The sequence below is a fragment of the Cohnella lubricantis genome, from assembly GCF_014212015.1.
GTDB classification, from domain to species: Bacteria; Bacillota; Bacilli; order Paenibacillales; family Paenibacillaceae; genus Cohnella; species Cohnella lubricantis.
On the sequence record NZ_JACJVN010000061.1, the window covers coordinates 1 to 19,557 of the forward strand.

Here is a 19,557-nt window from a genome sequence, read left to right on the forward strand (position 1 = left end):
ATCGTCTCCTTGCCGTTCACGAGCGGATGGTTGCCGACGAACACGATTGCCGCGTCCGCGGAGCGTGCCGCTGAGACGGCTTCCTCGATGCCATCTTCGACCGAGACGGTATCGAACGCCGTCGCGGTCACTTGAACGGCTGCCTGCGCAGCTGCCGCTCTCTCCTCGGGAGAACCGAGCGACGAGCGCTCCTCCGCCCTCTCGGGATCGACCGTCAGCAATCCGCCCTCGCCGATGCCGATTCTGGCATTGTTCCATGCGGCCACATCCAGCTTGCCTTCGGCCAGACGGTCGATCAGCAGCGCTTCCTTCGTGAACCAGCCGAAGATCTCCTCCGAATCAGCCGTAACATGCACATCGTCTGCCGTCGTGACATATTTGCCCGTGCTGCCGGCTACGATAGTATGCGCGCGCCAGCCCCAGTCGGTCAGCTCGAACGTCTCCGCGCTGTCCGCGGAGTCCGCTGCCGCCGCCAGCTTGCCGTCCGGCCGCGTCATCACGAACTTGCCGTTCGCTGTCAGCTTCACGCAGTCGTTGCCGCTGGCATAGAGAGCCTCGCCTCCGGCAGCCGACAGCTTGCCGCGAATCGCTTCAAGCGGCGTCACCGTATACGGCAGCGTGCCGCTGTACCAGTCGCGGTAGACGATGTCGGCCAACGGACCGACGACAGCGACCTTGCTCGCGCGCGCAGCATTTAGCGGCAGCGCATCATCGGCATTCTTGAGCAGCACGACGTTCTTCCGAGCCGCTTCAAGCGACACCTGCCGATGAGCGTCCGATAGAATGACGTCTTCTCCGATGGAGGCGTATGGATTGCGGTCCGCCGGATCGAATTCGCCGAGCCGCATCCGAACGCGGAACGTGTTGCGCAACGCGATATCCAAGTCGTTCTCGGTCAGCGTTCCATCCGCCAGCGCGTCGCGAATCGCCTGCTTGGAGATCGGGTGGTCGTCGGTAATGCTGTCGATTCCGCTCTTGATCGATTGAGCGACGGCATCCTTATAATGGTCGAGGTACTTATGGTCCTTAACTGTTCCGAGCACGTCTCCCGCATCGCTGACGACGAAGCCGTTCATGCCCCATTCGCGTTTGACGACGTCGTTCACCTGCGGATTCAGGTTGGCGGGCACGCCGTTAACCGAATTGTAGGCGGTCATCATCGACTGGGCGCCGCCTTCCTTGAACGGAATCTCGAATGCCTTCAAGTAATATTCGCGCATGTTGCGGGGGTCAATGCTGACCGAGCATTCGCCGCGGTCTACCTCGTTGTTGTTACCGATAAAATGCTTCAAGCTGGCGACGGCCCGCAAGTAGAAGGGGTGGTCGCCTTGAATGCCTTGCGCAAGCGCAGCTGTCAGCTTGCCGGCCAGCACCGGGTCCTCGCCGTATGCTTCCTCGTTGCGCCCCCACCGGGGATCGCGCTCCATGTCCACGGTCGGCGCCCACAGCGTCAGCCCGTTCTTGCCGGGATCGCGGCGGAAGAAGCCGCGCGCCTCCGTGCCGATTGCTTCGCCAACCTGGCGCAGCAATTCCGTATCCCATGTGCAGGCGAGACCGACGGGCTGCGGGAAAGCGGTCGCTTCGCCGAGCCATGCGATGCCATGAGCGGCTTCGGTGCCGTGCTTGTAAGGCTTCACGCCCAAGCGGGGAACTTCGTCTTGGTATTGGCACATCAGGTTGATTTTCTCCTCCAATGTAAACCGGGACACCAGGTCGTTCACCCGGGTCTCGAGCGGAAGATCGGGGTTCTGATATGGGTAAGGGCCGTCAGCGTGCTTCAATTGATTGGTCTCCTTCCATGGCTCGCAGATTCTGCAAACGCCTTCAAGATTGGCTTATTAATTGTTTATTGTAATACCGACCGAGCCCTCGATAATACCCCTACAATTACACCAAAAATACTGGCAATTTCCCGACAAGGCTTGCAAGTTAGGCAGTGATTGCTTCACAATTAAACCTAAATGAAGGCGAAAATCGACAAACAATATCTTATTTCGACAATCCGGCGGTTGTGAAAGGGGAGGTTCGGTCTGAGGCGGCTATTCATGCGGTTCAACGATATGAAGCTTCGCAGCAAGATCGTCATCGCCTATATTTTGTTCTTGATGCTGCCGATTGTCCTCGTCGGGCTCTATGTCGTTCGCGAATACCGGGAAGCAGCGCTCACCAAGGCGATTGAGCAGACGGAGAATGCGGTCGAACGGGTGAAGACACGCACGGAAGAGACGCTGCTGATCGCCAATGATCTGTCGGCCCGGCTGATGGTCGACACCGACTTGGAGCGAATCGCTACGATGAAGTTCACCAATGTCAGCGACATTGTTGACGCTTATAGGGATTATGATGCGTTCAAGACTTATCTATCGTTCAATCCGGAAGTGGCGCAAATCCAGTTGTATATCGATAATCCGACGCTTCTCAATAACGGGGAATTCGTGCCGCTCGACGAAGAGACCGAGAAGTCATTCTGGTTCCAAGAGGCGATGAAGAACAAAGGCTTGATCGGCTGGTATTACCTGCCGGACTCGCTAAGCCTTGTCCGCACGATTCACTTCCGGGAGAATCAATCCTATGGCTTGCTGGACATCGATGTCGATACGGAATATTTAAGTTCGATTCTAATGCAGGAGGATGCGGAGACGATTCTTCTCGACAGCAGGGGTGTCGCCTTCGCCTCTAACCGCCCGAACATTGTAGGGAAGCGGTTGGACGACACATTTCTCGGACCGAATTTGTCTCAGAAGGAACCGGGCACGTATGAACTGACGGTCAACGGCGTTCGGTCCAAAGTGATCGTCGATCAATTTTATCCAAACAACAGCTTTACCGACCTGAAGATCGTCTCGATCTTCTCGGTAGACAGCATCGTGGAGGAAGCGAACCGGATCAATGAGGTGGGCATGGAGGTCATCTCGCTGTTCGCGATTCTGTCGGTGCTGATCGTCTATCTCATCTGCACCGTGGTGACGAACCGTCTGCGCAGGTTCAGCCGGCAGATTAACAAGGTATCGATCGGCAACTTCAATGCGGATCTGTCGGTTAATGGCGGGGATGAGATCGGTCAGATCTCCCGGCAGTTCAACCAGATGGTCGCGAATATCAAGGAGTTGATGGAGGAACTGAAGCTGTCCCATCAGCATTCCAACGAGCTTGAACGCAAGCAGAGCGAGATCAAGCTGAAGATGCTGGCGAACCAGGTCAATCCGCACTTCCTGTATAACGCGTTGGAGTCGATCCGCATGAAGGCGCACTTGAGAGGCGAGAAGGATATTGCCAACATCGTCAAGATGCTAGGCAAGCTGCTGCGCAAGAGCCTGGAGATTACCGGGCGCGAGATCAGCTTGCGCGAGGAGATCGAAATGGTAAGGTATTACCTGGAGATTCAGAAGTTCCGGCACGAGGAGCGTTTGACGTATGAGATTCATGTGGCTCCCGAAGCGGAAGACGTCATGCTGCTACCGCTTCTCATTCAGCCGCTAGTGGAGAATTCCGTTATCCACGGTTTGGAGCGAAGCTTTGAGGGCGGATGGGTCAAGGTGAGCGCAGAGCTCAGCCGAGGCGGTCTTCAGGTAGTGGTCGAGGATAACGGCGTCGGCATTCCGGCCGGGAAGCTGAAGGCGATCCTCCGTTCGCTGGCGGATCAGGAGTCGACGCGGATCGGTCTGCACAATGTCCAGCAGCGGCTGCTGCTGACGTACGGCTCGGTATCGGGTCTTCGTATCGAGAGTGAACAGCATTCGGGAACCCGGATTGCCTTCTGGATTCCTGTGGAGGAGGGGTGATGACATGTACAAGGTACTGATCGTCGACGACGAGCCTTTGATCCGGGAGGGTCTGCGCACAATTGTAGATTGGGAAGAACTCGGGTTCACGGTTGCCGGAGTGGCGTCTGACGGGGTGGATGCGCTGGCGAAGCTGCCGCAGCTGCAGCCGGATCTCCTGATTATCGATATTCGTATGCCGGGAATGAATGGTCTGGCCTTAATGCGCTCCATTCGGGAGCAGTTCGATCCTGCGCCCCGGTTCATCGTTCTAAGCGGACACGCCGACTTCGATTATGCCCGCGAAGCGCTGCTGATGAGAGCGGACGGCTATATTCTGAAGCCGGTAGACGAGGATGAGCTCTCCTCGGCGCTTGTTAGTCTCAAGAGGACGCTGGACGAGCAGGAAGGAATGGATGGCAAGCTGTCCTCTCTCTCCTGGAGCTTGGAGCGAACAGCGGTTAGTCTGCTGACCGGCGAAGGCCAGTCGCCTCCGAAGGAGGCCTTGAACGCGCTCCGGTTCGGCGGGCCTCCCTATGATGTGGTGCTAATCAAGCTGCAGAGCAGAGGAGAAGTCGACGCGCCAACCGCTTCCCATGTCAAGAACCGCTTGTTCGAGTCGTTCGAAGCTTCAGGCAAAGGCGTCGTATTCTCGCTCGATCCCCATCTCGGTCTCATCCTGGCGGGCAGGGCAACGGAGTCTGCGGCCAACTATCGCGAGATGAAGAGAATCTGCTCGGACAACGGCGTGGACTTTACGGCGGTTAGCGGGGGAGCGGTAGAACGGCTGGAAGAGCTGAGGCGTTCCTACCGGGCTGCCGAGGAAGGAATGAAGCTCCGCTTCCTGCTGGAAGGCGATCATATCTATCGGGCGGAAGAGGCAATGGCTCTGATGCCGGCCGATCGGGAGACGGACCGCGCTTTCGGGGAGGCGGATGGAGACAAGCTGCTTCTGGCGCTGGATATCGGCAGCCAAGAGGCAGCGGTCTTGTGGATTCTCGAGACGGGAGAGGCTATGCGAGGCGCGGGAATGGACGAACAGGACATCAAATCCGTCTTTGCGCAGCTGTTCACGCAGGCGCTCTCGAAGCTGGAGCGGAACCGCCCGGAGGTCCGGGAACAGTGCCGGGCATTCGCCTCCGAGGTGCTGAAGCTGTACGGAGAATATCGGTTCTCCGGGTTGCTCGCCCGGTTGACGGAACTGGCGGGCAAGATGGCGGATGCGTTCCGCAGCTACGGCAATGACAAGCAAGTGCAGAAGATGGTTGAGCTGATCCGCCGCAATTACGCCGAGAACTTGAAGCTGGAGTCGCTGGCGGATGTATTCGGCTACAACAGCTCGTACCTAGGCAAGCTGTTCAAGAGCAAGATGGGCGAATCCTTCAATACGTATTTGGATAAGGTGCGGATCGACAGAGCGAAGGAATTGCTGGAGCAGGGAATGAAGGTCTATCAAGTGGCAGAACGTGTAGGCTATTCCAACGTTGATTATTTCCACGGCAAATTCCGCAAGTATGTCGGCGTCGCCCCTTCCGCATATCGCAAAAAGTAGAATTTGAACGGTTATTCCACAATCTTAACCTCTAATTCTCACATGGTTTTTCATTCAATCTGCCTCGTATTTTTCCAAGCCCTCGGGAGCTATCATAGACCTATAGCAGAAGGGGGAGCGACACGAATGGAAACGCTAACAGCGGGCAAAGCTCACACGGCTAACGCACCCGGCACGCCGCGGAAGAAGAAGCGGAGCTTTTGGTCCGATCTCATCCGCCAACGATATTTGTATTTGATGTCTATCCCATTCGTCATTTGGCTGTTCATATTCAATTACTTGCCTATCTGGGGCTGGACGATGGCCTTCCAGAATTATAAGCCGGCCAAATCGTTCGGCGACCAAGAGTGGGTTGGCTTCGACCAATTCAACAGGCTCTTCCATGACGATCAATTCTATTTGGTTCTTCGGAATACGCTCGCGATGAGCGGAATGGGACTAATCGCGGGATTCATCTTCCCGATCCTGTTCGCCGTCTTGCTTAATGAAGTGAAGAGCATGCCCTTTAAGAGAATCACCCAGACGATCTCCTACTTGCCGCACTTCGTATCTTGGGTTGTCGTAGCCGGCATCGTCACAAGCATGCTGTCGCTTGACGGGATTGTCAACCAACTGCTCATGTGGCTCCACTTGGCGGACGAACCGATTCAATTCATGGCTAAAGGACATTGGTTCTGGGGAATTGTAACCAGCTCCGATATCTGGAAGGAGACTGGATGGAACGCGATCATCTATTTGGCGGCCATCACTGGAATCGACAAAGAGCTTTACGAAGCGGCCAAAGTCGACGGCGCCGGGCGCTTCAGGCAGATGTGGAACATAACGCTGCCGGGTATCCGTTCTACCATTATGGTGCTGTTCATTATGTCGATCGGACACCTGCTCAGCATCGGCTATGAGAAGCAGATGCTGCTCGGGAACAACCTGGTGACCGATTACTCGCAAGTGCTCGATTTGTACGCGCTTAACTACGGCATTAAGATCGCACATTTCTCTTACGGTACCGCCATCAGCATGTTCAATTCCGTGATCAGCGTCCTCCTGCTGTTTACGGCGAACGGCCTGTTCAAGAAATTCGCGAAAGAAAGCATCATGTAGGGAGGACGGGCATATGTCGAGCAAAGCATTCAACTTAACCAAAGGCGAACGCACCTTCAACATCATCAATTATGCCGTGCTGACGATTATTGTCGCGGTCACGCTGTATCCGTTCTTGAACGTGCTTGCGATCTCGCTGAACGATTCCACCGACACCGTTCGCGGCGGCATCTATCTATGGCCACGCGAGTTCACGCTTAAGAATTACGAGACGATATTTGGCTACACTACGCTGCTTCAAGGCTTTAAGATCTCCATTCTTCGGACGGTCGTCGGTACGCTGCTCGGCTTGCTGAGCGCTTCGATGCTGGCGTTCACGCTAAGCCGGCCCGATTTTAGAAGCCGCAAGTTCATCTCCGTGTTCCTGGCGCTCACGATGTACTTCTCCGGAGGCATGGTTCCGGTCTTCATCCTGATGCGCGACCTGCACTTGCTCGGCACTTTCGGCGTCTATGTCCTTCCGGGCATCGTCAGCGCGTTTAACGTGTTCGTTATCCGCTCGTTTATCGACGGCTTGCCTTATGCGCTGCAAGAGTCCGCCAAGCTGGATGGCGCGAACGATTTCCAAATCTACTACAAGGTTATATTGCCGCTCTGCAAACCGGTGCTGGCGACGATCGCGCTATTCCTCGCGGTCGGCCAATGGAACTCTTGGTTCGATACGTACTTGTATAACGGCAACAAGCCGTCGCTCACGACCTTGCAGTACGAATTAATGAAGATTCTGGACAGCACGCAGCAAGGCAGCGCCATGACGAACGCGAACGACCTGGCCAATCAGATGGCGCAAGTATCGCCGGAGTCGATCAAGATGGCCATTACGATTGTCGTTACGGTTCCAATCTTGGTGGTGTATCCGTTCTTGCAGCGGTATTTCGTAGGCGGAATGACGCTAGGCGCCGTGAAGGCATGATTGCTAACTTCAGAGATATTCGAGTCGGTACATCCAGGCTTCTCGCCTGTGTACAATATATGCTTGATCATCCATAAGGGGGAAGTTCAATGAAGTGGAACAGCACCAGAACGCTATCATTGCTATCGCTTGCAGGTGTCATGTTGCTCAGCGCGTGCGGCGACAACAACAATAATTCCGCAAGCGGCAATGAAGCAAGCAGCAGCCCTTCCGGTTCAGCTGAAGCCGGCGCAATGGATACATCGCCAATTACGTTCTCGTTCTTTGGCGCGGATACAAGCCCTAATTGGAACAACATGCAAGATGACGTTGGCAAAGCGATTACGGCGGCAACCGGCGTCACCATTAACGCAGAGTATGACGTCGCCAGCGGCGGCGGCCAGAGCAAGATCGCTTTGATGGCCGCAAGCGGCCAATATCCGGATATGATCTTCGCTAAAGGCGAGCTTGGCAAGCTGGTTGATGCCGGCGCGATCATCGATTTGACTGACCTGATTGATAAGTATGCCCCGCATATTAAGGAGATCATGAAGGACAGCATGAACCGCATGAAATACAGCGTGGACGATCAATCGATCTATGCCATCCCGTCGAACGTCGGCGTTGGCAATGAATATTTCGACGCAACCGGCGGCTTTGAAGTCCAGCTTCGCGTACTGGAGGAGCTCGGCTACCCGGAGATCAGGACCGTTCAGGACTTTGAGAATGTGCTGAAGGAATATGCGGCGAAGCATCCGGAGACGGACGGCCAGCCGACGATCCCGCTGCTGCTGAACGCCGATGGCTGGAAGAGCATGATTACGGTAACGAACCCGGCCTTCATCGCAACGGGAGCGCCGGATGACGGCGAATATTATGTCGACCCGACGACGTATGAAGCGAAGCTGCACTACAAGCGTCCGGAAGAGAAGGAATACTTCAAGTGGTTGAACCACATGTACAACGAAGGACTGCTTGACAAGGACACTTTCGTTCAGAAGGACGACCAGTATCAAGCGAAGATCGCGAGCGGCCGCGTCCTGGGACTGATCTCGCAGGAGTGGGAGTACGGCAACGCGGAGAACGCCCTTAAGTCGGCCGACAAGGATGAATATACGTACGGCCACTTCCCGGTCACGCTGAATGACCAATTCCAGGACCATGAACTTCAATCTGTCGGCGTTGACGGCTACGGCATCAGCATTACGACGGCTTGCAAGGACCCGGTTCGCGCAATCCAATTCTTGGATTGGCTCGCTTCCGAAGAAGGGCAAGTGCTCATGAACTGGGGTATTGAAGGCAAGCATTACAATGTCGTGGACGGCAAGCGCGTCATTCCGGAGGATGTACTGGATGCCAAGGTTAACGATGCCGCCAACTTCGCCAAGACGACCGGCATCGGCTTGTACCCGACCTTCACCGCTCACTATGGCGACGGCGTGAAGGATTCGACGGGCAACTACTACACGACGAACTTCCCGGACCAGATCGTAGCCAGCTACTCCGACGCCGAGAAGAAAGCGCTGGCAGGCTACAATGCGACGACCTGGAAGGACCTGTTCCCGAGCGAGAAGGACTTGCCGATCAAAGATTGGGGAGCTCTCTACAACATGCAGGTTCCGACGGACGGCGACTATCAAGTCATTTACCAGAAGACGCAGGAAATCATTACGAAGCGCATCCCGCAAGCTATTCTGGCGAAGCCGGAAGACTTCGACAAGATCTACGACGACTTCCTGGCAGAATTGGACAAAGCGGGCGCAGAGAAGATGGAAGCCGAATATACCGCGCTGGTGAAGAACAGAGTGGAATTGTTCACCGGCAAGGACGTTCAATAATTGAAGTCTTACCCGGAATCGGCCAGCATTCTCGCCGATGAAGCATAGCAAGCCGCCCTTGGGGAAACGACGAGTTTGCCCGGGGGCTTTCTTTTTTTTTGCCGGACAAGTGCACTTCGCTATCAATCCCCCAAGGGAGGGAGTTTGTCCAAATCCGAACATTTGAATTTTCGACCTTTAGAACGTTCGCCTTTCATTTGACATCGATGGCAGGTTAGCGTAAACTTAGAACCGTAAATCAAGCAAATTGCTTGGCTCGTATATCATCGGGAATACGGCCCGATCGTCTCTACCCGGAAACCTTAAATTTTCGGACTACGAGCTCTTGGATCGACTTCAGGTGAAGCGCTAGACGCCTGCGGCATGTTCCGCCGTCCTGCGCCGCGCCTTTGTGTTGTCCTATGGGCCAAAGCTCGGAAGAAGAGGTTGCGCGAGAGAAGATGGGGTTGATGGGGAATACTGACAGCGTTCAGTTTACCTATCGGCCTTTTTGTATGTTTTGGACTAATCGCAGGCTTAGAAAGGGTGGGATCATGTCGGCACTGGTCGGCGTTATCATGGGGAGCACCTCGGATTGGGAGACGATGAAGCGCGCGTGCGAGGTCCTCGATGAATTGAATATTGTCTATGAAAAGAAGGTCGTATCGGCGCATCGGACGCCGGACTTGATGTTTGAATATGCCGAGAGCGCATCCGCTCGCGGACTTAAAGTCATTATTGCAGGCGCGGGAGGCGCCGCGCATCTGCCGGGAATGGTGGCGGCGAAGACCGTCCTTCCCGTCATCGGAGTGCCCGTCAAGTCGCAAGCCTTGAACGGGCTGGACTCGCTGCTGTCGATCGTGCAGATGCCGGGCGGCATCCCGGTCGCCACGGTGGCGATCGGCACGGCGGGCGCGACGAACGCGGGGCTGCTCGCCGCGCAGATGATCGGCGCGTTCGATCCGGATGTGCAGGCGCGGGTCGAGGCGCGTCGCGCCCGGATTACGGCGGAAGTGCTTGAGAGCGGGGAGCTGGCATGACAGAGCCGATTAAGCTGGAGAGTCTGCCGCTTGGCGCACAAGGCATGGTATGCACGGACGATTGGTGCGCGGTGCCGGGGGCCGACGCTGATGCCAGTGCGGCTGGATCGGACACTGCCATAGGTACCGGCGGCGGCGCGACAGCGAATAAAGGCGATACGGAACAATTAAGGCCTATCCTCCCCGGCGCGACGATCGGCATTCTCGGCGGCGGGCAGCTCGGCCGGATGCTGGCGCATGCGGGCAGCCGGCTCGGCTTCCGCTTCGTGACGCTCGACCCGACGCCGGACGCGCCTTGCGGCCAGACGGCGGAGCAGATCGTCGCAGGCTATGACGACCGCGAAGCGGCGCGCGAGCTGGCGCGGCGATCCGACGTTATCACGTACGAGTTCGAGAACGTGGACGCCGGCGTCGCCGCCATGCTCGAAGCGGAGTCGTACGTGCCGCAGGGCAGCGCGCTGCTGCACACGACGCAGCATCGGCTGCGCGAGAAGCGCGCGATCGAGGCGGCGGGCGCGAAGGTGGCGCCGTACGCGGAGGTTGCGAGCCTTGAGGCGCTGCGCGGGGCGGCGGCGCGGCTCGGCTTGCCGGCCGTGCTGAAGACGGCGACCGGCGGCTACGACGGCAAAGGCCAATGGGTGCTGCGCGCGGAGGCGGAACTGGAGCCGGCTTGGGCCGAGGCTGAACGTGCCGGCACGGAGCTTGTGCTCGAGAAGTTCATCTCCTTCGAGAAGGAGATCTCGGTCATTGCCGCTCGCCGGCCATCCGGCGAGATCCGGACGTTCCCGCCGGCGGAGAACGTGCATGTGAACAACATTTTACACTTGTCGATTGTTCCGGCTCGCATCTCAGATGAAGTGCGGCGCGAAGCGGAGCGGATGGCGGTGTCAATCGCGGAGACGCTCGGCGTCGTCGGCTTGATCGCGGTGGAGATGTTCGTGCAGGAGGACGGCACCTTGTATATCAACGAACTGGCCCCTCGCCCGCACAATTCCGGCCATTATACAATAGAAGCAAGCCGCACGTCCCAATTCGAGCAGCACATTCGCGCGATCTGCGATCTGCCGCTCGGCGATCCAGGTCTGCTGACGCCGGTCGTCATGGTTAACGTGCTCGGCCAACATGTGCAGCCGCTGCTCGAATGGATGAAGACGCCCGACGCGGAGGCTGAGAGGCTCGGCGTGGAGCCGAAAGTTCATCTGTACGGCAAAGCGGAATCGAAGCACAACCGCAAGATGGGTCACGTCAACGTGCTGGCTCCGAACGTGGATGCCGCGCTGGCATGGATCGCCCAATCGAACATTTGGAGGGTTTAAGGGAATATGATCGAACGTTACAGCCGTCCCGAGATGCGCGCCATCTGGACTGAAGAGAACAAATTCAAGGCTTGGCTTGAAGTCGAGCTGTGCGCCTGCGAAGCGTGGGCCGAGCTCGGCCACATTCCGAAGGAAGACACGGTGAAGCTGCGCCAGAACGCCAAGTTCGATATCGATCGCATCTACGAGATTGAGCAAGAGACGCGCCACGACGTCATCGCCTTCACCCGCGCCGTCTCCGAGAGCCTCGGCCCGGAGCGCAAGTGGGTGCATTACGGCATGACCTCGACCGACGTCGTCGACACGGCGCTCGGCTATCTATTGAAGCAAGCGAACGAGATTCTGGAGCGGGACATCGTCGGATTCATCGACATTCTGCGCGGCCAAGCGATCAAATATAAGAAGACGCCGATGATGGGACGCACCCATGGCGTTCATGCGGAGCCAACCACATTCGGTCTGAAAATGGCGCTCTGGCACGAGGAGATGAAGCGCAACCTCGAGCGGTTCAAACGGGCGGCGGACGGCGTTCAATTCGGCAAGATGTCCGGCGCCGTCGGCACTTACGCGAACCTCGATCCGTTCGTCGAGCAGTTCGTCTGCGACAAGCTCGGCATCAAAGCCGCGCCGATCTCGACGCAGACGCTGCAGCGCGACCGCCATGCCGAGTATATGGCGACGCTGGCGCTGATCGCGACGTCGCTCGACAAGTTCGCGACGGAGATTCGCGCGCTGCAGAAGAGCGAGTTCCGCGAAGTTGAGGAGCCGTTCGCGAAGGGACAGAAGGGCTCGTCCGCGATGCCGCACAAGCGCAACCCGATCGGCTGCGAGAACATCAGCGGCCTGTCGCGCGTCATCCGCGGCCACATGATCACCGCGTACGAGGACGTGACGCTGTGGCATGAGCGCGACATCTCGCACTCCTCCGTCGAGCGCATCATTCTGCCGGACGCGACGATGCTGCTCAACTACATGCTGAACCGCTTCGGCAACATCGTGAAGAACCTGACGGTGTTCCCGGAGAACATGGCCCGCAACATGCGCAGCACGTACAACGTGCCGTTCTCCGGCCGCGTCATGACGAAGCTGATCGACAAGGGCTTCAGCCGCGAGCAAGCGTACGACACCGTGCAGCCGCGCGCGATGCAGGCGTGGGAAGAGCAGCGCGACTTCCGCGCGATCGTCGAGTCGACGCCGGAGATCACCGAGGTGCTCGGCGCCGACGAGATCGCCGACTGCTTCGATCCAAGCTGGCATCTGAAGCACGTCGATACGATCTTCGAGCGTCTCGGCCTGAATTAGTCTCAAATCCGACTAACTCGTATGTACGAAGCGCCGAAGTGCCGGAATTAGTTCGCAAACCAACTAACTCTTACCTACCGCCCACCCACAAGGAGGCCGCCATGCCGACAGAAGCGTTGTCTACCGCCGAAGGACTCATCCAAGCTCCTCTCATTCATAAAGGCAAGGTGCGGGAGCTGTACGATCTCGGAGAGCATCTCCTGATCGTCGTCACCGACCGCATCTCCGCGTTCGATTATGTGCTCGACCCGCCCGTGCCCGACAAAGGCCGGGTGCTCAACGGCCTCAGCTCCTTCTGGTTCGAGCAGACCGCTGGCCTGCTCCCGAACCATGTCGTTCACACCGACGTGAACAGGCTCGGCGCAGACGTCGTCGCCGATGCCGACAAGCCGAAGCTGGCCGGCCGCATCATGGTCGCCCGCAAGGCGAAGCGCATCGACATCGAATGCGTCGTGCGCGGCTGCATCACCGGCGGCGGCTGGCGCCAGTACCAGTCGAACGGCGAAGTGAACGGCATCAAGCTGCCGGCCGGCCTCCATAAGAACTCGAAGCTGCCCGAGCCGATCTTCACGCCCGCGGGCAAGAACGACGTCGGCCACGACGAGGACATCCCGTTCGGGGAGATGGCGCGCCGCGTCGGCCAACAGCTGGCGGAGGAGCTGCGCGACCGCAGCCTGAAGCTATACGAGTTCGGCCGCCAATACTGCGAGACCAAAGGCATCATCCTTGCCGACTGCAAATTCGAATTCGGCCTTATCGATAACGAAGTCATTCTGATCGACGAACTGTTCACCCCGGACTCCTCGCGCTTCTGGGCTCAGGAGAATTACAAGCTGGACGTCGAGATCGACAGCATGGACAAGGAGCCGGTCCGCGCGTACCTCGCGAGCTCGGATTGGGACAAGAACAGTCCGCCGCCGCGTCTGCCGGATGAGGTCGTCCAAGCAACCTCGGCCCGGTACAAGGAGATTCAGCGGCGCCTGACCGAAGCCGAGTAAGCAGCAGCGCATGAAGCGCCCATGATGCCGGAGCCGTTGCATTAGAGGCGCGTCAGCTTACGACAATAGCCGAACGATGCGGCGATTGCCCATGACCGCCCCGCCGCCGCGCGAAACACAGAGGCCCAGCGGCGGCATGCCGGCCATCGAAGCCAAGGCGCGGATTGCGCGCGGCTTCCCAAACACCTTTTTTCCCATAGCAAGCCCGTCCGTCATGCCCAAATCCCATCCCCCCTCTAGGAGGAGACAACGATCATGAAAGCAACGGTATACGTAACGATCAAAGAGAACGTGCTCGACCCGCAGGGCAACGCCGTCCAGAACTCGCTGCAGACGCTCGGCTTCGGCGAAGTCGCCAAAGTCCGGATCGGCAAGTATATGGAGCTTCAGCTCGACACGAACGACCGCGCGGAAGCGGAGAAGCAAGTCAAGGCCATGTGCGAGAAGCTGCTGGCGAACACCGTCGTCGAAGATTATCGTTTCGAACTGGAGGGCTGAGCCTGATGAAATTCGCGGTTCTCGTGTTCCCGGGCTCCAACTGCGACATCGACATGTACAAGGCGGTCGAGGATGTTCTGCAGCAGCCCGTCGATTACGTCTGGCATACGGCCACCGACCTGTCCCAATATGACGCCATCCTCGTGCCGGGCGGCTTCTCCTACGGCGACTACTTGCGCTGCGGCGCGATCGCACAGCTCGCTCCGGTCATGAACGAAGTGCGCAAGGCAGCTGAAGCCGGCAAGTTCGTCCTCGGCGTCTGCAACGGCTTCCAGATTCTCACCGAAGCGGGCCTCCTGCCGGGAGCGCTCATCCGCAACAAGTCGCTCAAATTCCGCTGCCATCCGGTCGACCTGAAGGTGGAGAACGCGAACACCGCGTTCACGAACGCTTATCAGACCGGCGAGACGATCCGCATCCCGATCGCGCACGGCGAAGGCAACTTCTACTGCGACGACGAGACGCTGAAGCAGCTTCAAGCGAACAACCAGATTGTCTTCACCTACGAAGGCGACAATCCGAACGGCTCCGTCGCGAACATCGCCGGCATCTGCAACGAGCGCGGCAACGTCGTCGGCATGATGCCGCACCCGGAGCGCGCGGTCAGCGAGCTGCTCGGATCGGCAGACGGAGCGGGCATGTTCAAGTCAGTCCTTAACGCATTCGCATCGAAGACCGGCGCGGCAAGCGGCGCCGCAGTCCGCTAAAAAAGGGGGAACGGATAGTGGCGCAGCAGACAGCAGCGAAGGAACCGACGATCGAGCAGATCGCGGAGCAGAAGATCTACAAGCAATTCGGCGTATCCGATTCCGAATATGCACTCATATGCGAATTTCTCGGCCGCAAGCCGAATTATACGGAGATTGGCGTGTTCAGCGTGATGTGGTCCGAGCATTGCGCGTACAAGAACTCGAAGCCGCTGTTGAAAAGGTTCCCGGTCACCGGCCCCCGCGTCCTGATGGGACCGGGCGAAGGCGCCGGCATCGTCGATATCGGCGACAATCAGGCGGTTGTCTTCAAGATCGAATCGCATAACCATCCGTCCGCGGTCGAGCCTTACCAAGGCGCGGCGACCGGCGTCGGCGGCATCATCCGCGACATCTTCTCGATGGGCTCCCGCCCGATCGCGCTGCTTAACTCGCTGCGCTTCGGCAAGCTGGAGAGCGACCGCGTGAAGTACCTGTTCGAGCACGTCGTCAGCGGCATCGCCGGCTACGGCAACTGCATTGGCATTCCGACCGTCGCGGGCGAAGTGATGTTCGACGAGTCGTACGAGGGCAACCCGCTCGTCAACGCGATGTGTGTCGGCCTCATCGACCACGACCAGATCCAGCGCGGCATCGCCAAAGGCGTCGGCAACCCGGTGTTCTACGTCGGTCCGGCGACCGGCCGCGACGGCATCCACGGCGCGACGTTCGCAAGCGAGGACCTGACCGCCGAATCCGAAGCGAAGCGCTCCGCGGTCCAAGTCGGAGACCCGTTCATGGAGAAGCTCGTCATGGAAGCGACGCTCGAGCTGATCGCCTCCGGCATCGTGCTCGGCATTCAGGACATGGGCGCAGCAGGCCTCACCTGCTCCAGCGCAGAGATGGCGAGCAAAGCCGGCAACGGCATGGAGCTGTACCTCGACGAGGTGCCGCAGCGCGAAGAGGGCATGACCGCCTACGAGATGATGCTGTCCGAGTCGCAGGAGCGGATGTTGTTCGTCACCGAGCCTCAGCATGAGGCGCAGGCGAAGGCGATTTTCGAACGGTGGGGGCTGCATTGCGCGAAGGTGGGCAAGGTGACGGACGACGGCCGCCTGCGCTTGTTCCACAAGGGCGAGCAGGTCGCCGACATGCCGGTCAAGGCGCTCGTCGACGACTGCCCGATCTACGAGAAGCCGTCCAAGGTGCCGGATTATTACGTGAAGAACGGCTCGGTCGACACGAACCGTTACGAGCAAGCGACGGACCTCAATGCCGCGTTGCGAAAAGTGCTCGGCTCCCCCTCGCTAGCGAGCAAGGAGTGGGTGTACAGCCAGTACGATTACCAAGTGCGCACCGAGACGGCGGTCGTGCCGGGCTCGGACGCGGCGGTCGTGACGATTCGCGGCACGCGCAAGGCGCTCGCGATGACGACCGACTGCAACGGCCGCTACGTCTACCTCGACCCGGAGGTGGGAGGCAAGATCGCGGTCGCGGAAGCGGCGCGCAATATCGTCTGCTCCGGCGGCGAGCCGCTGGCGATCACCGACAACCTGAACTTCGGTTCGCCGGAGAAGCCGGAGGTGTTCTGGCAGATGGAGAAGGCGGTCGACGGCATGGCCGAGGCGTGCCGCTTCCTCGAGACGCCGGTCATCGGCGGCAACGTATCGCTCTATAACGAGAACGCGAAGGGCGCGATCTATCCGACGCCGGTCGTCGGCATGGTCGGCCTCGTGCGCGACATCGATCACATTACGACGCAGGACTTTAAGGCTTCGGGGGATATCATCTTCCTGCTCGGCGAGACGAAGGCGGAGCTGGGCGGCAGTGAGTTCCAATACGCCGTGCACGGCGTGACGGAAGGCCGCCCGCCGGAGCTGGATCTGGCTGTCGAGCAGCGGCTGCACAAGGCCGTACTCGGCGCGATCCGCGAGGGGCTTGTCGCTTCGGCGCACGATCTGTCCGAAGGAGGCCTCGCGGCGGCGGTGGCGGAGTCCGGCTTCGGCCGCGGCCTTGGCGCGAAGGTGGACTTCCGGGCCGGCTTGCGCGCGGACATCGCGCTGTTCAGCGAATCGCAGTCGCGCATTCTGCTGTCCGCGAAGCCGGAGCAGGCGGATCGGTTGGCCGCTTATCTGGAGGCGGAAGGCGTCCCGGTGCAGCGGTTAGGCGTTGTCGGCGGGGATGCGCTCACGATCGCCGTGAACGGGCAGGTTGTGGTAGATGCGCCGCTGGACGAATTCCGCCGCGAATGGAAGGAAGCGATCCCATGCCGGATGCAGTGAGATCCGCCGCGACCGGGTCCGACTGGACGGCGGAGCAGTCGAAGCCGGAAGCGATGAGCTCTGCGAATGATTCCATCAGGACGGCGGAGCAGTCAAAGCCGAGCACAATGAGCTCTGCGACCGGCTCGGCTTGGTCGGCGGAGGCGGGAGCAGGGCGGCTGAACCAGCCGGCTGCGGACGCGCGGTTCTGGAGCGGGGACTATTACAATGAGGGCCATAGCCATGAGGAGATTTTCGACAAGGTGAAGGAGGAGTGCGGCGTGTTCGGGGTGTTCGGTCACCCCGGCGCGTCGGAGCTCGCGTACTTCGGTCTGCATGCGCTGCAGCACCGCGGCGAGGAGAGCTGCGGCATCTGCACGTCCGAGGAAGGCGCGTTCCACTACCATCGCGGCATGGGACTCGTGAAGGAAGTGTTCGACCGCGACAAGCTGGACGGCCTCGTCGGCGACCGCGCGATCGGCCACGTCCGCTATTCGACATCCGGCTCGAGCAAGCTGGCGAACGCGCAGCCGCTCGTGTTCAAGTACCGCGACGGCGACCTGGCGGTGTGCACGAACGGCAACATCGTGAACGAGCCGGTCATTCGCCGCGAGCTGGAGGAACAGGGCTCGATATTCCAGACGTCGAGCGATACCGAGGTCATCGCCCACTTGATCGCCCGCTCGCCGAAGGATCTCGTCGAAGCGGTCAAGGACGCGTTCGCGCGGCTGATCGGGGGCTACGCCTTCCTCATCATGACGAAGGACCGGCTCATCGCGGCGTGCGATCCGAACGGCTTCCGGCCGCTCGTGCTGGGACGCATCGGCGATGCGTACGTGTTCGCCTCGGAGACGTGCGCGTTCGAGACGATCGGCGCGGAGTACGTGCGCGATGTCGAGCCGGGCGAGCTGCTCGTGCTCGACAAGAACGGCCTGCGCGAGGAGCGGTTCGCGAAGATGGAGCGCCGCGCGATCTGCGCGATGGAGTACATCTACTTCGCGCGTCCGGACAGCGACATCTACCAGACGAATCTGCACTCCGCGCGCAAGCGGATGGGGCAGAAGCTGGCGCTCGAAGCGTTCGTCGACGCTGACATCGTGACGGGCGTGCCGGATTCGAGCATCTCCGCCGCGATCGGCTACGCCGAGCAGACCGGCATTCCATACGAACTTGGACTCATCAAAAATAAATATACCGGCCGGACGTTCATCCAGCCTTCCCAAGAGCTGCGCGAGAAGGGCGTCAAGATGAAGCTGTCCGCCGTCCGCCGGGTCGTCGAAGGCAAGCGCGTCGTCATGATCGACGACTCGATCGTGCGCGGCACGACATCGCTTCGCATCGTGAACATGCTCCGCGAAGCGGGCGCGCTCGAGGTGCACGTGCGGATCACGTCGCCGCCGTTCATGAACCCGTGCTACTACGGCATCGATACGCCGAACCCGGCCGACCTGATCGCGAACACGAAGTCGGTCGAGGAGATCCGCAAGGCGATCAACGCGGACTCGCTCTACTTCCTGACGAAGGAAGGGCTCATGGACGCGGTCGGCGGGCATGAAGGCGAGAAGAACCGCGGCCTCTGCATGAGCTGCTTCGACCACGACTACCCGACGCAGGTGCAATTCGAGCAGGCGAAGGCGACCAGCTGCAGCTGCGACTGAAGCGCTGCGGGAGTTGGGGCGCCGGAGTGGCGCTGGCGTGGCGAGGAGTTGAGGGCCGGCGGGCGAGAAGCAGAAACGCTGGCGTGGCGAGGAGTAGGGGGCTGGCGGGCAAGGAGCAGAGATGCTGGTGTGGTGAGGAGTAGAGGGCCGGCGGGCGAGAAGCAGAGACGCTGGCGTGGCGAGGAGTAGGGGGCTGGCGGGCAAGGAGCAGAGACGCTGGCGTGGCGAGGAGTAGAGGGCCGGCGGGCGAGAAGCAGAGTTGGCGGAGCGCGGCGACCGAGCATGCGGCCGATGTGCCCGGCTGCAGCCGGGGCGGATTGTATATGATTTTTCATATACAATCGACCGATTTTTTGGTTTCGGGCCCGATATATACTAAATTTCGTATAAAATCGCGCTTCCGTACCGGTTATGGGCCAAATGTGTATGAAATTTCACACACAATCGGGCTATTGCGCTCGATGTGAGGCAAATGTGTATGAAATTTCACACACAATCCAATCTTCCACAGTCGCAGCTTGCTGCGACCCCCATAGCGAAGTGAAGTCATTGATATTTTCAAGACTGGTGAGATTCCGCCAATAGAGCGGAATCGTTCTGGAGGAACGAAGTGATCGCCTTTGTCCCCGGATTCTTCCCCTGTTAGGGGTCACAATTCAGAAGAATCTGGGGACAACA

The 19,557-nt window shown here is 59.2% G+C and carries 15 protein-coding genes and 1 riboswitch; of the genes, 13 read left to right on the forward strand and 2 right to left on the reverse strand.

Annotation, left to right across the window (positions count from 1 at the left end; all coding sequences use genetic code 11):
- The coding region (locus H4Q31_RS16020; RefSeq protein WP_185180094.1) for a glycoside hydrolase family 3 N-terminal domain-containing protein at nucleotides 1–1,673 on the reverse strand (1,673 nt) is incomplete at its 3' end.
- Between the two features lie 372 nt (nucleotides 1,674–2,045).
- Between H4Q31_RS16020 and H4Q31_RS16025 the strand changes: the two genes are divergently transcribed.
- From H4Q31_RS16025 to H4Q31_RS16065, 9 genes are all read left to right on the forward strand, one after another.
- Nucleotides 2,046–3,782 carry a cache domain-containing sensor histidine kinase gene (locus H4Q31_RS16025; protein ID WP_185180067.1) on the forward strand — a complete coding sequence of 579 codons (1,737 nt, stop codon included), beginning with the start codon at nucleotides 2,046–2,048 and terminating at the stop codon, nucleotides 3,780–3,782.
- 4 nt (nucleotides 3,783–3,786) lie between these two features.
- Nucleotides 3,787–5,313 (forward strand): response regulator transcription factor, encoded by a 1,527-nt coding sequence (locus H4Q31_RS16030; protein ID WP_185180068.1) that lies wholly within the window; start codon nucleotides 3,787–3,789, stop codon nucleotides 5,311–5,313.
- A gap of 126 nt (nucleotides 5,314–5,439) precedes the next feature.
- Complete coding sequence (locus H4Q31_RS16035; RefSeq protein ID WP_185180069.1) at nucleotides 5,440–6,411, forward strand: ABC transporter permease; 972 nt, start codon at nucleotides 5,440–5,442, stop codon at nucleotides 6,409–6,411.
- Between the two features lie 13 nt (nucleotides 6,412–6,424).
- Complete coding sequence (locus tag H4Q31_RS16040) at nucleotides 6,425–7,324, forward strand: carbohydrate ABC transporter permease (RefSeq protein WP_185180070.1); 900 nt, start codon at nucleotides 6,425–6,427, stop codon at nucleotides 7,322–7,324.
- Between the two features lie 89 nt (nucleotides 7,325–7,413).
- On the forward strand, nucleotides 7,414–9,141 hold the full coding sequence (locus H4Q31_RS16045; protein WP_185180071.1) for an ABC transporter substrate-binding protein: 1,728 nt from the start codon (nucleotides 7,414–7,416) through the stop codon (nucleotides 9,139–9,141).
- A gap of 236 nt (nucleotides 9,142–9,377) precedes the next feature.
- Nucleotides 9,378–9,479, forward strand: a riboswitch (purine riboswitch).
- Nucleotides 9,480–9,674: 195 nt separating this feature from the next.
- Entirely contained in the window at nucleotides 9,675–10,160 is a 486-nt protein-coding gene (purE, locus tag H4Q31_RS16050; protein ID WP_185180072.1) for a 5-(carboxyamino)imidazole ribonucleotide mutase, read from the forward strand.
- Entirely contained in the window at nucleotides 10,157–11,476 is a 1,320-nt protein-coding gene (gene purK, locus H4Q31_RS16055; RefSeq protein WP_185180073.1) for a 5-(carboxyamino)imidazole ribonucleotide synthase, read from the forward strand. Before purE ends, purK begins: the two co-directional genes overlap by 4 nt.
- Nucleotides 11,477–11,482: 6 nt before the next feature.
- Complete coding sequence (purB, locus tag H4Q31_RS16060; protein ID WP_185180074.1) at nucleotides 11,483–12,778, forward strand: adenylosuccinate lyase; 1,296 nt, start codon at nucleotides 11,483–11,485, stop codon at nucleotides 12,776–12,778.
- Nucleotides 12,779–12,879: 101 nt separating this feature from the next.
- Nucleotides 12,880–13,776: a phosphoribosylaminoimidazolesuccinocarboxamide synthase gene (locus tag H4Q31_RS16065; RefSeq protein WP_185180075.1), complete on the forward strand. Its 897-nt coding sequence runs from the start codon at nucleotides 12,880–12,882 to the stop codon at nucleotides 13,774–13,776.
- A gap of 57 nt (nucleotides 13,777–13,833) precedes the next feature.
- Here the strand turns inward: H4Q31_RS16065 and H4Q31_RS16070 are convergent, their stop codons facing one another.
- Nucleotides 13,834–13,998 carry a hypothetical protein gene (locus H4Q31_RS16070; RefSeq protein ID WP_185180076.1) on the reverse strand — a complete coding sequence of 55 codons (165 nt, stop codon included), beginning with the start codon at nucleotides 13,996–13,998 and terminating at the stop codon, nucleotides 13,834–13,836.
- 30 nt (nucleotides 13,999–14,028) lie between these two features.
- Here H4Q31_RS16070 and purS point away from each other — a divergent pair, with 30 nt between their 5' ends.
- The 4 genes from purS to purF all read left to right on the forward strand — a co-directional run bounded on the left by purS (nucleotide 14,029) and on the right by purF (nucleotide 18,879).
- Nucleotides 14,029–14,274: a phosphoribosylformylglycinamidine synthase subunit PurS gene (purS, locus tag H4Q31_RS16075; RefSeq protein ID WP_185180095.1), complete on the forward strand. Its 246-nt coding sequence runs from the start codon at nucleotides 14,029–14,031 to the stop codon at nucleotides 14,272–14,274.
- A gap of 5 nt (nucleotides 14,275–14,279) precedes the next feature.
- Nucleotides 14,280–14,981, forward strand: a complete 702-nt coding sequence (gene purQ / locus H4Q31_RS16080; protein ID WP_185180077.1) for a phosphoribosylformylglycinamidine synthase subunit PurQ — start codon at nucleotides 14,280–14,282, stop codon at nucleotides 14,979–14,981.
- Nucleotides 14,982–14,998: 17 nt separating this feature from the next.
- Nucleotides 14,999–17,242 carry a phosphoribosylformylglycinamidine synthase subunit PurL gene (gene purL / locus H4Q31_RS16085; protein ID WP_185180078.1) on the forward strand — a complete coding sequence of 748 codons (2,244 nt, stop codon included), beginning with the start codon at nucleotides 14,999–15,001 and terminating at the stop codon, nucleotides 17,240–17,242.
- Between the two features lie 107 nt (nucleotides 17,243–17,349).
- Entirely contained in the window at nucleotides 17,350–18,879 is a 1,530-nt protein-coding gene (gene purF, locus H4Q31_RS16090) for an amidophosphoribosyltransferase (RefSeq protein ID WP_185180096.1), read from the forward strand.
- The last annotated feature ends 678 nt before the right edge of the window (nucleotides 18,880–19,557 follow it).

What these genes read in the sequence shown, in the direction of transcription:
- purK (WP_185180073.1), top strand. Translation starts at nt 10,157, where the DNA reads ATGACAGAGCCGATTAAGCTGGAGAGTCTGCCGCTTGGCGCACAAGGC.
- purQ (WP_185180077.1), top strand. Translation starts at nt 14,280, where the DNA reads ATGAAATTCGCGGTTCTCGTGTTCCCGGGCTCCAACTGCGACATCGAC.
- purF (WP_185180096.1), top strand. Translation starts at nt 17,350, where the DNA reads ATGAGCTCTGCGACCGGCTCGGCTTGGTCGGCGGAGGCGGGAGCAGGG.
- purE (WP_185180072.1), top strand. Translation starts at nt 9,675, where the DNA reads ATGTCGGCACTGGTCGGCGTTATCATGGGGAGCACCTCGGATTGGGAG.
- purB (WP_185180074.1), top strand. Translation starts at nt 11,483, where the DNA reads ATGATCGAACGTTACAGCCGTCCCGAGATGCGCGCCATCTGGACTGAA.
- H4Q31_RS16035 (WP_185180069.1), top strand. Translation starts at nt 5,440, where the DNA reads ATGGAAACGCTAACAGCGGGCAAAGCTCACACGGCTAACGCACCCGGC.
- H4Q31_RS16030 (WP_185180068.1), top strand. Translation starts at nt 3,787, where the DNA reads ATGTACAAGGTACTGATCGTCGACGACGAGCCTTTGATCCGGGAGGGT.
- H4Q31_RS16045 (WP_185180071.1), top strand. Translation starts at nt 7,414, where the DNA reads ATGAAGTGGAACAGCACCAGAACGCTATCATTGCTATCGCTTGCAGGT.
- H4Q31_RS16065 (WP_185180075.1), top strand. Translation starts at nt 12,880, where the DNA reads ATGCCGACAGAAGCGTTGTCTACCGCCGAAGGACTCATCCAAGCTCCT.
- H4Q31_RS16025 (WP_185180067.1), top strand. Translation starts at nt 2,046, where the DNA reads ATGCGGTTCAACGATATGAAGCTTCGCAGCAAGATCGTCATCGCCTAT.
- H4Q31_RS16040 (WP_185180070.1), top strand. Translation starts at nt 6,425, where the DNA reads ATGTCGAGCAAAGCATTCAACTTAACCAAAGGCGAACGCACCTTCAAC.